Origin of the sequence: Listeria cossartiae subsp. cayugensis (genome assembly GCF_014229095.1) — a bacterium.
Classification (GTDB): Bacteria; Bacillota; Bacilli; order Lactobacillales; family Listeriaceae; genus Listeria; species Listeria cayugensis.
In genome coordinates this window covers 34,500-50,485 of record NZ_JAARZC010000004.1, presented here as the reverse complement: position 1 = coordinate 50,485, position 15,986 = coordinate 34,500, and the positions used below count along the sequence as shown (strand labels likewise).

14 protein-coding genes are annotated in these 15,986 nt (G+C 39.3%); 1 reads left to right on the top strand and 13 read right to left on the bottom strand.

From position 1 onward, the window contains the following. Positions 1–4 precede the first annotated feature (4 nt). The 13 genes from HCB49_RS12350 to HCB49_RS12290 all read right to left on the bottom strand — a co-directional run bounded on the left by HCB49_RS12350 (position 5) and on the right by HCB49_RS12290 (position 13,348). On the bottom strand, positions 5–580 hold the full coding sequence (locus HCB49_RS12350) for a thymidine kinase (protein WP_185392374.1): 576 nt from the start codon (positions 578–580) through the stop codon (positions 5–7). A 111-nt stretch (positions 581–691) separates the two neighbouring features. Beyond that, a complete protein-coding gene (gene thrB / locus HCB49_RS12345) occupies positions 692–1,558 on the bottom strand; it encodes a homoserine kinase (protein ID WP_185605116.1) in 867 nt (288 codons plus the stop codon). Then, entirely contained in the window at positions 1,558–2,613 is a 1,056-nt protein-coding gene (thrC, locus tag HCB49_RS12340; RefSeq protein ID WP_185605115.1) for a threonine synthase, read from the bottom strand. Before thrC ends, thrB begins: the two co-directional genes overlap by 1 nt. 2 nt (positions 2,614–2,615) lie before the next feature. Beyond that, positions 2,616–3,902, bottom strand: coding sequence for a homoserine dehydrogenase (locus tag HCB49_RS12335; protein ID WP_185392377.1), 1,287 nt, complete (start codon positions 3,900–3,902; stop codon positions 2,616–2,618). Positions 3,903–4,123: 221 nt separating this feature from the next. Continuing rightward, positions 4,124–4,369, bottom strand: coding sequence for a type B 50S ribosomal protein L31 (locus HCB49_RS12330; protein ID WP_003726356.1), 246 nt, complete (start codon positions 4,367–4,369; stop codon positions 4,124–4,126). A gap of 101 nt (positions 4,370–4,470) precedes the next feature. Further along, on the bottom strand, positions 4,471–4,908 hold the full coding sequence (gtcA, locus tag HCB49_RS12325; protein WP_185605114.1) for a cell wall teichoic acid glycosylation protein GtcA: 438 nt from the start codon (positions 4,906–4,908) through the stop codon (positions 4,471–4,473). Between the two features lie 27 nt (positions 4,909–4,935). Then, complete coding sequence (gene rho, locus HCB49_RS12320; protein ID WP_185397120.1) at positions 4,936–6,207, bottom strand: transcription termination factor Rho; 1,272 nt, start codon at positions 6,205–6,207, stop codon at positions 4,936–4,938. A 104-nt stretch (positions 6,208–6,311) separates the two neighbouring features. Further along, the gene (gene murA / locus HCB49_RS12315) at positions 6,312–7,583 is read right to left on the bottom strand and encodes a UDP-N-acetylglucosamine 1-carboxyvinyltransferase (protein WP_185605113.1); all 1,272 of its coding nucleotides are present in this window, start codon (positions 7,581–7,583) and stop codon (positions 6,312–6,314) included. Positions 7,584–7,700: 117 nt separating this feature from the next. Then, positions 7,701–8,774, bottom strand: a complete 1,074-nt coding sequence (locus HCB49_RS12310; protein WP_185605112.1) for a lysylphosphatidylglycerol synthase transmembrane domain-containing protein — start codon at positions 8,772–8,774, stop codon at positions 7,701–7,703. Positions 8,775–8,779: 5 nt separating this feature from the next. Further along, positions 8,780–9,805 (bottom strand): glycosyltransferase family 4 protein, encoded by a 1,026-nt coding sequence (locus tag HCB49_RS12305; protein ID WP_185481147.1) that lies wholly within the window; start codon positions 9,803–9,805, stop codon positions 8,780–8,782. Continuing rightward, a complete protein-coding gene (locus HCB49_RS12300) occupies positions 9,798–11,081 on the bottom strand; it encodes a glycosyltransferase family 4 protein (protein WP_185481148.1) in 1,284 nt (427 codons plus the stop codon). Before HCB49_RS12300 ends, HCB49_RS12305 begins: the two co-directional genes overlap by 8 nt. Positions 11,082–11,404: 323 nt before the next feature. After that, a complete protein-coding gene (fba, locus tag HCB49_RS12295; RefSeq protein WP_185392384.1) occupies positions 11,405–12,259 on the bottom strand; it encodes a class II fructose-1,6-bisphosphate aldolase in 855 nt (284 codons plus the stop codon). Between the two features lie 168 nt (positions 12,260–12,427). After that, positions 12,428–13,348, bottom strand: a complete 921-nt coding sequence (locus tag HCB49_RS12290) for a diacylglycerol kinase family lipid kinase (protein WP_185605111.1) — start codon at positions 13,346–13,348, stop codon at positions 12,428–12,430. A 313-nt stretch (positions 13,349–13,661) separates the two neighbouring features. On the opposite strand from HCB49_RS12290, the gene HCB49_RS12285 reads away from it, so the two are divergent. Next, entirely contained in the window at positions 13,662–15,974 is a 2,313-nt protein-coding gene (locus tag HCB49_RS12285; protein WP_185605110.1) for a GW domain-containing glycosaminoglycan-binding protein, read from the top strand. Positions 15,975–15,986 lie beyond the last annotated feature (12 nt).

Genomic DNA, 15,986 nt, shown 5'->3' with positions numbered 1-15,986 from the left:
TAACTTATTTTATTGGTGGATTGGCATGGCATTTGCGGCACACTGGATAATAGTGGTCATTTCCGCCAATCATAATTTGTTCGCCTGTATAAACTGGTTTTCCTTTATCATCAACGCGTAAAACCATCGTCGCTTTTTTGGCACAGAACCAGCAAATTGTTTTCATTTCTTCTAATTTGTCCGCATATAGCAGCAAGTATTTCGAGCCTTCGAATAATTCGTTTCGAAAATCATTTTTTAGCCCATAAGCAATTACCGGGATATTTAAACTATCGACAATTTTCGCTAACTGAAATACATGTTCTTTTTCTAGAAATTGTGATTCATCTAAAAGAACACAATTTGGTTTCGGGTTAATATTTGCTACGATTTCAAAAATATTCGTGTCGCTAAAAATGGGGGTTGCTTCTCGTTTCAGTCCAATTCGACTTGAAATGAAGCCAACTTGGTCTCTATCGTCAATACCTGAAGTAAAGATAGCTACTGTTTTATTTTGTTCTTCATAATTATGTGCGACTTTAAGAATTTCAATGGTTTTCCCACTATTCATGGAACCATAACGGAAAAATAATTGTGCCATTAAGACCGCTCCCTTTAACTTTATAAACTCTTTTCCTATTTTATCATAGAGCGGCACAAATTGGGACATATAGTTAAAAAAAGCTACGCCACATATGGGCATAGCTTAATTTTAACGAAAAACTTCTGCGCCGCTTCCTTCGACATCAAGAAGAAGAACGTCCGCATCAATTTCCAGTGTTTGTAAAGATGTTTGTAGTGTATTTGCTACATCACGCGGAGCAAATACTAAGACTGTCGGACCAGCGCCACTTAAACACGCAGCGTATGCTCCCTCACTTTTGGCAATGTCGCGAATTTGGGTTAAATGTGGTACTAATTTACTGCGATATTTTTCATGCCATAAATCACGTTCCATCATTTCACCGGCTAGCGTCATATCATTGCGCAAAATGGCTGCAATCATCACATTGGCAATACTGCTCGCTTGAACTGCTTCTTTGAACGGAAGCGTATCAGGAAGCACACCGCGACTTTCCGAAGTAAGTAATTCGGTTTTTGGGATAAAAGCAATTAAAGCACAGTCTGGGAAAAGGTGGCGCACATAAAAATCTTCTCCGTCTAGTTTTGCTCCTACGACCCAATTTCCTAGAACAGCAGGCGCTACATTATCTGGGTGACCTTCTATTTCAGCCGCAATCCGAACTTTTTCTTCTTTGGAAAGATGAAGTTCTGCAAGCGTGTTAGCTAATTCAATTCCCGCAACAACTGCGGCAGAGCTACTCCCAAGTCCGCGAGCCGGCGGAATATCACAGGTCATCACTAAATGGTGCGGCGTTAAATTAGGTGCTAAATTAAGTGCCGTTTCAATAATCACATTGGTTTCATCATGCGGAATCCCACCGCCAATATTATGTTCGATATACCAAGATTCCGTTTCTTCGCAAATATCGAGCGTTAAATATAACGTTAGAGCTAAACCGCAAGAATCAAAACCGGGACCAAGATTGGCCGTTGTTGCTGGGACACGAATACGCATTAAGCATTCACTCCTGAACGTAAATGTGTGCGCATGGCTTCGATATCATCCACATGAGAAATCGGAATTTCATGCACGCTCATCGCAGTATCTGGATCTTTTAAGCCGTTTCCAGTGAATACGCAAACGACTGTTTCGCCTTTTTTAATCGTTCCATTTGCTACATGTTGGATAACACCAGCTAAAGATGCGGCAGAACCTGGCTCGATGAAGACACCATCTTGTGCGGCAATTTTTTTATACGCATTCACAATTTCGTCGTCTGTTACAGAATGAATGTAGCCACCAGATTCATCGCGAGCCGCTTCTGCAAGCCCCCAACTAGCTGGATTTCCGATACGAATCGCTGTTGCAATTGTTTCCGGATTATCAATTGGTTTTCCTTGAACAATCGCAGCGGCTCCTTCTGCTTCAAAACCGTGCATCCGCGGCAGTCCAGAAGCTTTAGCCTCGTTCCATTCCTTAAACCCTTTCCAGTATGCAGAAATATTTCCGGCATTACCAACTGGGATTGCAAGGACATCTGGCGCGGAACCTAATTGCTCACAGATTTCGAACGCAGCAGTTTTTTGTCCTTCTAAACGGTATGGGTTAACAGAGTTTACAAGTGTTACTGCTTCGGTTTCAGCAAGTTCACGTACAGATTTTAAGGCTTCGTCAAAATTACCTTGAATCGAGATAATATCGGCGCCATACATAACTGCTTGCGCTAATTTTCCAAGAGCGACTTTGCCTTCTGGAATAACGATGTAAGCTTTCAATCCAGCACGTGTTGCGTATGCGGCTGCGGCTGCGGAAGTATTCCCAGTTGATGCACAAATAACAGCCTCGGCGCCTTCTTCTTTCGCTTTAGCAACAGCCATAACCATTCCGCGATCTTTAAAAGAACCTGTTGGATTTAAGCCTTCATATTTTCCGTATAAAGTAACACCAAGTTCTTTGGACAAATTCGGTAATGGAATAAGTGGTGTATTTCCTTCCGCAAGTGAAATCATTGGCGTTTTGTTAGTTACTGGTAGATATTCTTTATATTTTTCTAGTAAACCTTTATACATATTTAACCCTCCACAACGGAATATTTTGCGAGCATTTGCATTTCTGGCTCATTTTTCACCCGAGCGATTGCTTGTTCTAATTGCGCTTGGCTTGTTGAGTGTGTCACGATAACAACAGTCGCCGTAAAATCATCATACGGTTGTTGTAAAATTTTATCAAAACCAACGCCAGCTTCTGCAAAAATTTGCGTCAACTTGAGGAAGGTTCCTGTTTTATCGTCCATTGTTAGACGAAGATAGTATTTAGAGAAAACTTGTTCTTTCGGTGTATGTTTTGTTTCGTGTTTGTAGCTGTTAAACGCATTGCCGTTCGTGCCTAGACGGCTATTTTTGGCAACGGTAATTAAATCACTAACTACACTGGTCGCTGTTGGTAGTTCGCCAGCACCGGGGCCGTAAAACATTGTTTCTCCGACAGCTGCACCAGTTACAAATACGGCATTATTTTCATAGTTAACGCCAGCAAGCGGATGTGCTTTCGGTAATAACACTGGTCCGACATTAACATTCACTGTGCCATTTGTTTCTTCGGCAGTACCTACTAGTTTAATTTTATAACCTAATTGGTAAGCTACATCGATATCTTCAGGAGAAATTCCGCGAATACCATTTGTTTCTACATTATCTAAATTCACATTCATACCAAATGCGAGTCTTGTCATAATAACCATTTTTCTAGCTGCATCTATTCCGTCCACATCGTTCGTTGGGTCGGACTCAGCAAAACCTAGTGCTTGCGCTTCTGCTAAAACTTCTTCATATGACTTTTTCTCTGACGTCATTTTTGTTAGCATGAAATTGGTCGTCCCGTTGACGATACCCATAACTTTTTGAATTTTATCTGCTGCAAGGCTATTTACAATAGTACGTAAAATCGGGATTCCACCCGCAACACTTGCTTCATAAAATAAATCACATTGATTAGCTTGTGCAACTGCCACTAATTCGTCGCCGTGTAGCGCAATCAAATCCTTGTTCGCAGTTACTACATGTTTTCCAGCTTTCAAGGCCTGCAAAATGTATTCCCGCGCAGTTGTGATGCTGCCCATAACCTCGACAACAACAGCAATTTCTGGATCATCCAGTACATCAGACGGATTGGTGGTTAGTTCAAAACCTTTTGTTTCATAACGGCGATTTTTTTCTAAGTCACGAACTAGCACTTTCTTTACAGAAATATGATATCCAGTTACTTGACTAATTTTTTCTTGATGCTCTTCTAAAATATGAATCACACCGCTACCTACCGTTCCAAATCCTAACACACCTACTTGTAACTTTGCTTCCACTTGAAAACCTCCTTATTATTGTTTAACAAAACAGAAAATTTAACTTTTTTATTACCTACTCATAAAAAAAGTAATTAGTGATATTATACGCAACTTCACAGGCAAAAGTAAACCCTTGAAAGGAAAGTTTTTATTTTTAGTAGTTCCGGAAAATGTTTCCATAAAAAAACACACCCAGCAAAAGCTGAGTGCGCAAATTATTTCGTTCGTTACATACAGTCTTATTTGAGACCGTATTTTTTGTTGAAGCGGTCCACACGGCCGTCTGCAGTCGCATGTTTTTGTTTACCAGTATAGAACGGGTGCGAATCAGAAGAGATTTCGACACGTAGTAACGGATACTCGTTGCCATCTTCCCATTTAATTGTTTCGCTTGAGCTCTTAGTAGAACCTGACAAAAATTTGAAATCAGTACTAGTATCAACAAATACCACTGGACGGTACTCAGGATGAATTCCAGTTTTCATTTCTTTTCAACTCCTTCGCCCTGAATCATCTGAAACAGAGTAATTAAGTGCTTTTACACACAGTATAAACATTATAACAATGTTAAAGCAAACAAGCAAGATTATTTTTTCACTTTGAAGATTATCCATTTGCTAAACACATAGTTCAGCACAAGGACAATAATGTTTGTCCAGATCTTCGCCCATAATTCATCTACGGATAGGACGCTGATTAATAGAATCATAACTAAAATATCTATTATATAGGTTAAACAGCGGAATCCAAAGAAAGAACTCGCTTCACGAAGACGATCTTTCCAAGTAGGTGTATAACTATCAAACACAAATCTCTTATTAGAAAAGTAAGCGAAAAGAACCGATACAATAAAAGCAATGGTGTTTGCAATACGGTAATCCCAATTCAACACATATGTACACAACCAAAATGTCACAATATTAATAAGTGTAGTGAACCCACCCATGATTAGATACATGAAAATACTGTGCACTTGATCTGTATACCACGGGATTTTATTTAATAATTGTCTTATTTTACTCATAAAATAACTTCTTTCTCTGCATGATTTTTATTTTTTAAACATCTCTTCCTGCAACAATTCATAAAAAGCCTCGTTATTCTCTGTTTTCTTCAAATAGCGCACGAAGCGTTCTGAAATCTCAAGTCCGTCGCTTTGTTTTGGCATTGCTTTACGGATTTTCCAAAGTTGTTCTAGGCGCTCTTTGGATAGTAGCAATTCTTCTTTTCGTGTTCCTGAGCGGCGCATATCAATCGCTGGGAAGACGCGGCGTTCTGCAAGTTGACGGTCAAGATGTAATTCCATGTTTCCAGTTCCTTTGAATTCCTCGTAAATAACATCGTCCATCCGCGAACCCGTATCAACTAAGGCAGTTGCAAGAATTGTTAAACTTCCACCTTCTTCAATATTACGAGCAGCTCCGAAGAAACGCTTAGGGCGATGGAAAGCCGCTGGATCAATACCGCCGGAAAGCGTACGACCACTTGGCGGAATGACTAAATTGTAAGCTCTCGCTAGTCGCGTAATACTATCCATTAAAATAACGACATCTCGTTTTTGTTCAACTAAACGCATCGCACGTTCAAGTACTAGTTCCGCCACTTTAATATGGTTTTCTGGTACTTCATCAAATGTAGAACTAACCACATCAGCTTTGACAGAACGTTCAATATCCGTTACTTCTTCTGGACGCTCATCAATTAACAAGACAATCAATTCGGAATCCGGGTGATTCGTTGTAATCGCATTGGCAATTTCTTTAAGTAAGACTGTTTTCCCTGCTTTTGGTGGCGCTACAATCAGTCCCCGTTGCCCAAACCCAATTGGTGAAATCAAATCAATTGTTCTAGTAGAAATCGGATTTTTCCCCGTTTCCAAATGAATTTGCCGATCTGGGTAAAGTGGTGTTAGTCCCGGAAAATGTACTCTTTCTTTCGCAACTTCCGGATTTTCTCCATTAACTGCTTCGACGTGAAGCAAGCCAAAATAACGTTCATTTTCTTTCGGAGGACGAACCTTTCCAGAAACTTTATCCCCAGTTCTTAACTCAAAACGTCTGATTTGGGACGCTGAAATGTAAATGTCTTCTGAACTAGAAGAATAATTGATAGGACGCAAGAAACCGAAACCTTCATTCGGAATAATTTCTAATACACCTTCCATGAAGAAAAATCCTTCTTTTTCCGCGTTTGATTTTAATAAAGCAAAAATTAATTCTCGTTTTGTGAGTTTGCTGTAATAAGCAATTTTATGCTCTTTTGCTAAAGCATAGATTTCTTTAATCGTTAAACTTTCTAAGTATGCAATGGACAGTTTAGCCATGTATGTACCACCTTTTTGAGTTAATAAATAGTAATAGGAATAAATGATAATGGAGGGAATTAGAGGGAAGGCTGAAACGACTTGACTCGTCCAGCCTCAGATTTTTACAATTGTGTTTCTGCTGCACTGCTACGGCTAATGTCAGCTCCGATAGCAGAAAGTTTTTCAATAATTTTGCTGTAACCACGTTCGATATGTTCCACCCCGTGGATTTCTGTTTGCCCGTCAGCTAAAAGACCAGCAATGACTAGCGCGGCACCGGCACGTAAATCTGTCGCGGTAACTTTGGACCCTTGCAGCTTTACAGGTCCGCTTATGACAGCCGATCTGCCTTCTAGTTTGAATTTCCCGCCCATTCGCTCAATTTCAGCAATATGTTTAAAACGGCTTGGATAAATCGTGTCCGTAATAACGCTACTACCTTCCGCGCGTGTTAAAAGTGCGGTTAGTGGTTGCTGCAAATCGGTTGGGAAACCTGGATACGCATAGGTTTTAATATCTACTTTTTTAACTTTTTCTACTTCTCCTACAAAAATAGCATCTTCCTCAATATCCATCGGAACGCCCATTTCTGTAAGCTTAGCAATGATTCCTTCTAAATGAGTCGGAATAACATTTTCGATTCGCACACCTTTACCAGAAGCCGCCGCAAGTACCATGAACGTTCCTGCTTCGATTCGATCTGGAATAATCGTATGATGGCAACCATGCAGATGCTCCACACCAGTGATACGAATAGTATCTGTACCTGCTCCTTTGATAATTGCACCCATATTAGTTAAAAGGGTTGCAACATCAATGATTTCCGGTTCTTTAGCTGCATTTTCGATGATTGTTTTTCCTTTTGCACGAACAGCTGCTAGCATGATATTAATTGTAGCGCCAACACTTACAACATCAAGGTAAATTCGCGCGCCTTTTAGTTCATCAGCACGTAAATAAATGGCTCCTTGTTCATTAGTTACTTTTGCGCCTAGAGCTTCAAAGCCTTTAATATGTTGGTCGATTGGGCGTGGACCTAAATAACAACCACCCGGTAGACCAATAACGGCTTTTTTGAAACGCCCTAACATCGCACCCATTAAATAATAAGATGCGCGTAATTTCTTCACATTGCCTGATGGAAGTGGCATCGAAATCATATCTGTTGGATCAATAACTGCTGTTTTATTATCATAGCGAACTGTGCCGCCAAGTTCTTCTAAAATATCATAAAGTGTATATACATCCGAAATATCTGGTAACCCTTCTAAAACTACTTCAGACTCCGCCAAAATTGCAGCTGGAATCAAGGCCACCGCGCTATTTTTCGCACCATCTACTTGCAAAGTGCCAGCTAATTTTTTACCGCCTTGAATAATCAGTTTATCCGTCACAAATGTACCCTTCTTTCCTGAAGCTTGTCATACTTTTTCATTATCCATTAATTTGATTTACTTTGCAAGATACTTTCTTTAAAAAAAGCCCGGAACTATTCGCCCCCAAGCTTTTCATTATTGTGGTATATTTTTGACTGGTGCTTTTGCGAGTGCTTCAATATGCGGCTTGATTTTCTTGGATGCTGTATCTTTTATTAACAAAGCTCCTGCGCCAAAAACGATGCAGCTATAATAAGTAATAATCCGCCATAAAACTAGTGCCATGAGCAGTTTCGCTGGACCAAGCAACATCCCGAATAGCAAGGTGAAAGTATACTCAGCCCCGCCAGCCCCGCCCGGCGTTGGCATAACCGTCGCAAACATAATAATAAACGCATGATACGTAATCGCCATATAAAGCCCGATTCCCGTAACACCAATTGCTTGTAAAATGAAAAATGGAATCGAGAAATAAATCCACAGTTGTAGTGTTGTATAAAAACAACAGCGCACAATTAATTTCCAGTCTTTCCCAATTCGGCTACTCTCTTCGTGGAAAGTAACAATTTTTTCATCGAGCATATTTCTTAAATTAGCTACTTTTTCTTTTTTCATAAATAGTCGCGTTGGTATAAGTAAGACATGGACTAATTTTGTCGTGAATTTTTGACTTCTACCTACTAAAATAAGTGCGGCAATAACGATGACATGTACACCAAACCCTAGTAAAACGAGAAATTTCAGTTGCGTCACGCCAGTCATTAAATAATGAATTCCAAAAATCAAAATAACTAAAAAGTTCAGTACGACCATCGCCTGATAAATAATGAATTTCACGAGTAAAACCGAGCTTCCTCGACCCGCATCCATGCCTTGCTTCGTTAACATCACGAGCTGTGCCGGTTGTCCGCCAGTCGACATCGGAGTAATCGTATTGAAAAATTGGCCAATCATCGTAATCCGAAAAGAGGAAAAGAATCGTTGCTCTTTATTAGCCGGTTTAGATGCTGTTTGTAAAACGACCGCTTCTAAAAACCAATAAAGGAACATCGCAGCAAATGCCGCCAGCAGCCACCAAGGGTTCACTTTTAACATCGAAGCAAAAAAAGTGGAGATATCTACGCCTTGAAATTGCCAAATAATAAAGCCGATACTAATCGTTAATACAAGCGCAATATTAAATAGATTTTTCTTCGCAGCTCCACTCATAATTTTCACTCCTTCGTTAATAAACCTTGATAAAAGTCCAACCAAATTTGCGCCAGTCGGTCTTCAGAATAATAAGCCGCGCCTCGTTTGGCCGCTTGTAGCATTTCATTATAGTACTCCGAGTCATTTTGTAAACGCTCAATAGCACGGATAAAACCTGGATTATCAACCTCTTTGACATAGTAACCATCTAAAATTTCTTCATATAAATCCAAATTTCGTAATACTATCGGAATATCTGAGCTCATCGCCTCCAAAATCGCCATTGGGAACAACTCGTTGTAGGAAGGCATAAAAAACACATCCGCCATATTGATACAAGCATTCATTTCCGAACGATCAACAATCCCGATAAATTTCACGTTATTCGGTGGATTATCATAGATTTTTTTCAATTCTTCGTAGCCAGAAGTAATCTTCCCAAAAGAAAAGCCGCCAGCCCAGACAAATTGAACATCAGGTAGTTGTTTCGCTACCTCAATAAAATCAAGCACACCTTTACGATGCTGCACTTGCCCAATCCCAATCACCGTAAATGTATCAGCTGGAATTCCATATTTTTCCCGCGCAAGTTGTTTTTCCGCCTTTGGAAGTGGGAAAAAGCTCTTTTTAGAAACAAAATTCGGGATATAATGGATTTTTTCTTCAGGAATATCATATGCAGTTAGTTTCGGTATAAACGAAGGATTAACTACAACAATCTCATCCATGCGCTTATAAAAGCCAATCAAATATTTGTAAAAAACGACCCGAGCGATCCATGGTAATTTCAAACTACCTTCCATTGTTTCCGGTATAAAATGAACATATCCGACCCGAACGCCGCGTTTCTTCTTAAAAAAAGTCGAAAGAAAAAAACGGAAATCAACGGTATGGTAATGCGTGATATCCGATTTCTCAAAACTATTAATCTTCATATCAATTTCGTTTATATATCTTTCTTCTAGCAAGTTCACAAGTTCGCGGTAAGCCGATGCTACACCTTGTCCTTTTACTTTTTCTGCCGAAGATAGCATTGTCAACTTAATCACGCCGCGATGACCTCTCTTTCCTTTGAACATGCGTAGAAGATGAAAGTGAAAATACTTGTGAAGCAATTTTACTTTTTATTAATGTCGGTTTTACTTTAATCGTCCCATTTTGTCGCTTAGCTCGGTAGATTTCTCGAACTTCATTGTATGTAGATTCAATGTTGATTCCAAATTGATCCGCAGAAATCGATTCCACTTTGACTCTACCATTTGATGCTACTAATGTTGCGGTATTTTTATCTGAAAGTATTTTGATTAACAGACTGGCAAGCTCGTAATCTTCATCGAATAAAAAGGCTGTTTCTCTATCGCTTAAAAAACCTTCAATACTTTCATCACGCTTAGCCACAACTGGTAAAGATGCCGCCATTGCCTCTGCATAAGTTAAGCCTTGCGTTTCTGTCGTTGATGCACTCACAAAAAGGTCGCCTAATTGGTAATATAAACTAATATTTTCCCAGTCTACTGCACCAGTGAAAATAACATGTGCTTCTAATTGTTTTTCTTCTACTAATTTTTCCAAGTCTTTACGTACCGGCCCATCACCAACAATAACTAGTTTGGCTGTTGGTTTCGTTTGTAGGACTTCTGGCATCGCGTTAATAATGGCATCGATATTTTTCTCGTGTGCAATTCTTCCAAGCGAAAGTATCACTGGATCATCTGCTCCAATACCAAGTGATTTTTTCAAATCTAAAATTCGTTCTTTCTCCACCGGCGCGAACGACGAAATATCTGTACCTGTTGGAACTGTATACATTAATTTGTGGATACCTTGCTCTTCTAAGTGATGTCTTACTTTTGCTGTTGGCGTAATTATCGCATCATAACTATCACAAAATGATTTGGTCATTTTCCCCACCATAGACGGCGTTAAAATTTTACCTTTCGCAATATAATGCAAGTAATCGACATACATTGTGTGGTAAGTGTGGATAGAAGGAATATGATATTTTTTCGCAATTCGCTTACCCAAAAGACCTAATGAGAACTCCGTATGTGTATGGATAACATCTAAATCTAAGCGACCTACTAGCTTGATAAATTTATTCATTCCAGCAATTGCTACACGACGTTCTGGAAAAAAGACAAACGGAATACTTGGTAAACGAAATACACGCCCCTCTTCGCTTTCTCTATCAGCGTTTGGATCGGTTGTCGTAAATATATACACAGTGTGCCCTTGTTTTCTTAGTTCGTTTTCCATAATCATTATCGATGTAGCTACACCGCTAATTTGCGGACTGTAGGTATCCGTAAAAATCCCTATATTCATTACTATCGCCTACTCTCTTCCTCGTTGGTTCATTCATCATTTAATATATTATTATAACATAACTATAGTAAGTCGTATTACATAACTAACTACATTATGACTCATTTATTTTGATAAAACATGCGCCTGAAGCATGATTTTTAATCGGGAAATTTGGAGTGTTTACTTCTATTAAATGAAAGCTATAGTTATCATACCATATTCGCTCTCATAACGATAATTAAATTCCTTCTATAAAAGGCCCTAAGATACACATAAAAAATAACTGGCAAAATCAACAAGTGATCCTACCAGTTATTTTTTATATCATCATAAAGTTTGTCTTACGCTTTACCGTTAGAACCAAACTCTTGAATTTTTTCTGAAACAGTTTTGATAATCGCGTCCACACCAGGGCCGATTACTTTACGTGGATCATAAACTTTGTCATCAGTAGCTAATTTTTCGCGAACAGCTGCAGTCCAAACGATTTGGCATTCAGTGTTAACGTTGATTTTGCTGTGACCTAGTTCAATTGCTTTTTTGATTTGGTGTTCAGGAATTCCAGAACCACCGTGAAGTACAAGTGGAGCACCTGTAAGTTCGGAGATTTCTTTCATTTCGTCAAAACCAAGAACAGGTTCGCCGTGGTAAGGACCGTGTACAGAACCTAATGCTGCAGCAAGTGCATCAATGTTAGCTTCTTTAACTACACGTAAACATTCTTGTGGATCAGCATAGTTGATTCCACCAGTAACTCCGTCTTCGTCTCCACCAACAGTTCCAATTTCAGCTTCAACAGATACGCCTTTAGCGTGCGCGTAATCAACAACTTTTTTAGTCATTTCGATGTTTTCGTCGATTGGGTGGTGAGAACCGTCGATCATTACAGAAGAAAATCCTGCATCGATAGCCGCTTTACAAGAATCAAAGCTTGAACCATGATCAAGGTGAATCGCAACAGGTACAGTGATTTTCAGGTCTTCTACAAGTCCTTCAGTCATTTTTACAACTGTTTTGAATCCTCCCATGTATTTAGCAGCTCCTTCAGAAACTCCTAAAATAACTGGTGCTTTTTCTGCTTCTGCAGCTTTCAAAATAGCTTGAGTCCATTCAAGGTTGTTGATGTTGAATTGACCAACAGCATATTTTCCAGCTAATGCTTTTTTCAGCATGTCTGTCATGTTAACGATAGGCATAATACAATTTCCTCCCTCAGGAATTTAGGAAAACCATTTTTGATTTCCCCTAAGATTTGAATTTCCGCCGTGAAAAATAGTGGCAGCTATTTTCCCCTAACAAACATATAATAACAGATTTGTGATGAATTTACCATAAAAACTAGAAATTTTTCTGGTGTAAACGCTTTAGCCTCTAAGACGGTCTGAAATTCTTTTTTCATCAGCGAATACTTCTAGTGCTTCTGGAATAACCTCTAATGTGTACGGGGCTTTTCCGCCATATACACCGTCATAACTGACATTTAAATCTGCCTCACTTTTGATTACAACTTTATTGGTGCGCACATGAATTACGTGCGGACTAGTTAAATGAGTGCCTTTTTTTATAGAAGCGAACAATTGAAATAATTTTTTAGGAGATACCTTCTTTAAAATTAAAAGTTCAAACATGCCGCTGTTTAATTCCGCTGGTGGGCAAAGTGTTTCCATTCCGCCAACTGAATTCGATTTATTGACGAAAAACAGTAGGATTTCGCCGTTGAAAATTTCATCATTGTAGGCAATTTCCACACTCACTGGTGATAATTTTGGGAGAACAGCGAGCCCACTGAATAGATAGGCTAATCTGCCCCATTTGGATTTCATCGATTCTTTTACGGCGTAGGTTATTTCCGTAATTTTTCCGCCTGCTGCATTATTAATGAAAAATTCGGTTTCATTCGCTTTCCCGATGTCTACGCGAATTGTTTCTTGTTTGGCGATAATTTGGAGTGCTTCGAGCGGATCTTTAGCAACATTTAATGCCCGCGCATAGTCATTCGTTGTGCCTACTGGTAAAATTCCTAGCTTCGGTCTTTTTTCGACTTGCATTAAACCATTGACGACTTCATTGACCGTCCCATCGCCGCCTGCCGCAATCACAACATCATAACCTGATTCCGCCGCTTGTCGCGCAATTTTTGTCGTGCTCTTTGGTGCTTTAGTTGACGGGACTAAAGTTACTTCAAAATCTGCTTCTATTAAAATTTTCTCTGCGTCTGGAAGTAATTTTTGAAATTTATTTTTCCCTGCTGCCGGATTGTATACTATCATCGCTTTCTTCTGCAAATTGCCGCTCCCTCTTTCCTATAGATAGTGTTAGTTTCCTATTTTGGCTTCTTGATGTCAACTTGTTTGACCGAAAAAGAAAAAATCATTTAACTAGAGTCTTTTTACCTATTACAAAACACATACCTCTACTTCGTTAAAATTACATTTTGTGTACCATTTTGAAATTATATTACTTTTACATTAAAAAACATGTGCAATTAGGTTCATTGTTGCTTATAGCCATTGACTACGACTTCACGTATTGTCATAATTAGTGTAGAATAATTTTATTTCTTATTGAAAGTAGTGCAGTTAGGAGAGGATTTAAACTTTGAAAAAATTAGTAAAATCGGCGGTTGTTTTTACAAGCCTTGCTTTTATTGGCGTGTCCGCTACCATGATTACAGAGAAAGCAAGTGCAGCTTCTACGGAAACAGTGCAAAATGTAGATGATCAATCCATCTATATTCCCCAAGGAGTTAGGGACGGGACTGCTACGGAAGAACATGACGGCTTTGAAGATGGAACTAATAGCGTACTGAAGTCTGTACCTTTACTTCGCGCAACAGCAGGATATCCTGACGTTAATTCCTATATTAAATCAAATAAATTTTCAAGCGCATCCATTGAAAAGCAATTGCAAAGTCAATTTCCTAAGTTTAATTACCGTAATGGTTATGGGAAACCAGAAGGAATTGTCATTCACGAAACAGCAAATAATTCTTCTACTATCACAGGTGAAATTAGTTACATGAGTAGAAACTACAATAATGCCTTTGTTCATTCATTTGTAGATAAATCTCGTATTATCCAAATTCACCCTACCGAAAATGGGGTATGGGGAGCCGGCCAATATGCCAATGCTCGCTTTATCCAAGTCGAATTAGTTCGTTCAAAAACCTTTGACGAATTTGCTCGTTCTATTAATAACTATGCCTATTACGCGGCTTACCTGCTGGATCAATATAATCTTCCAGTTGATAGTGCGCATAATGACGGTAAAGGAACAGTTTGGTCTCACGATTCTGTTACACGTTATCTTGGTGGAACAACGCACACAGATCCCGTTTCTTATTTCAATCAATGGGGCTATAACTTCAATAGTTTTGTGACGTTGATCAACGAAAAATATAACGCTATTCAAGCAAGCAAAGTCACTTACGACAAAATCGAATATGATAAAGGCGTAACTGCTTATGCTCGCGTAAAAACTGCACCTTACAATGCGGTTTGGACAAGACCATACAAAACAGAAGGCGCAAAACTTGTGAACCCACTATCATCGTATGTTGGTAAAAACATGCGTATCTTGCGCGAAGCTAAAACACCAATCACCACTTGGTACCAATTTAGCATCGACGGCAAGACCATTGGTTGGGTTGATACACGCGCACTTGATACATTCTACAAACAAAGCATGGAAACATCTGCTAATTTGACGCGTTATGTCGTTGCAAATAAAGCGAACGAAGCGTACTACAAGGTGCCAGTAGTGGATGCCGATGTTAAATGGGGCACTTTAGCAACATACAAAAATGAAAAATTAACCGTTGATAAACAAGCAACTGTTGAAGGACAACTTTGGTATCGCGTGAGCGCAGGATCTACCTTTATTGGTTGGACGAAAGCTGCAAACTTAACAGCTACTTCTCCTTTCGATAAAATTGAATACGATAAAGGCGTAACTGCTTATGCACGAGTGAAAACTGCACCTTACAACGCCGTTTGGACAAAACCTTACAAAACAGAAGGTGCTAACTTAGTCAATCAACTTTCTGTCTATGAGGGTAAAAATATGCGCATCTTGCGCGAAGCCAAAACGCCAATCACTACTTGGTACCAATTTAGTATTGATGGCAAAACGATTGGTTGGGTTGACACACGTGCGCTTGATACATTCTACAAACAAAGTATGGAAACTCCTGCTAATTTGACGCGTTATATCGTAGCAAACAAAGCGAATGAAGCTTACTACAAAGTTCCTGTCGTGGATGCCGATGTTAAATGGGGCACTTTAGCCACTTATAAAAATGAAAAATTAACCGTCGACAAACAAGCAACTATCGAAGGAGAACTTTGGTATCGCGTGAGCGCAGGATCTACTTTTATTGGTTGGACAAAAGCTTCCAACTTAACAGCTACGTCACCATTTGATCCAATCGAATATGATAAAGGCGTAACCGCTTATGCACGAGTAAAAACTGCGCCGGGTAATGCCGTTTGGACAAAACCATATAAAACAGAAGGCGCTAATTTAGTTAATCAGCTTTCTGTCTATGCTGGTAAAAACATGCGTATCTTGCGTGAAGCTAAAACACCAATCACTACTTGGTATCAATTTAGTATTGATGGCAAAGTAATTGGGTGGGTTGACACGCGTCCACTTGATACGTTCTACAAGCAAAGCATGGAAACACCGACTAATTTAACACGTTACGTCATCCCAAGCAAAACAGGCGAGGCGTACTACAAGGTTCCTGTAGTGGATGCCGATGTTAAATGGGGCACTTTAGCAACATACAAAAATGAAAAATTAACTGTCGATAGCCAAGCAACCGTCGAAGGACAGCTTTGGTATCGTATAAGAACAAGCACTACATTTATCGGTTGGACGAAAGCATCTAACCTTAGTGCTACTAAATAGCAAAAAATCCCA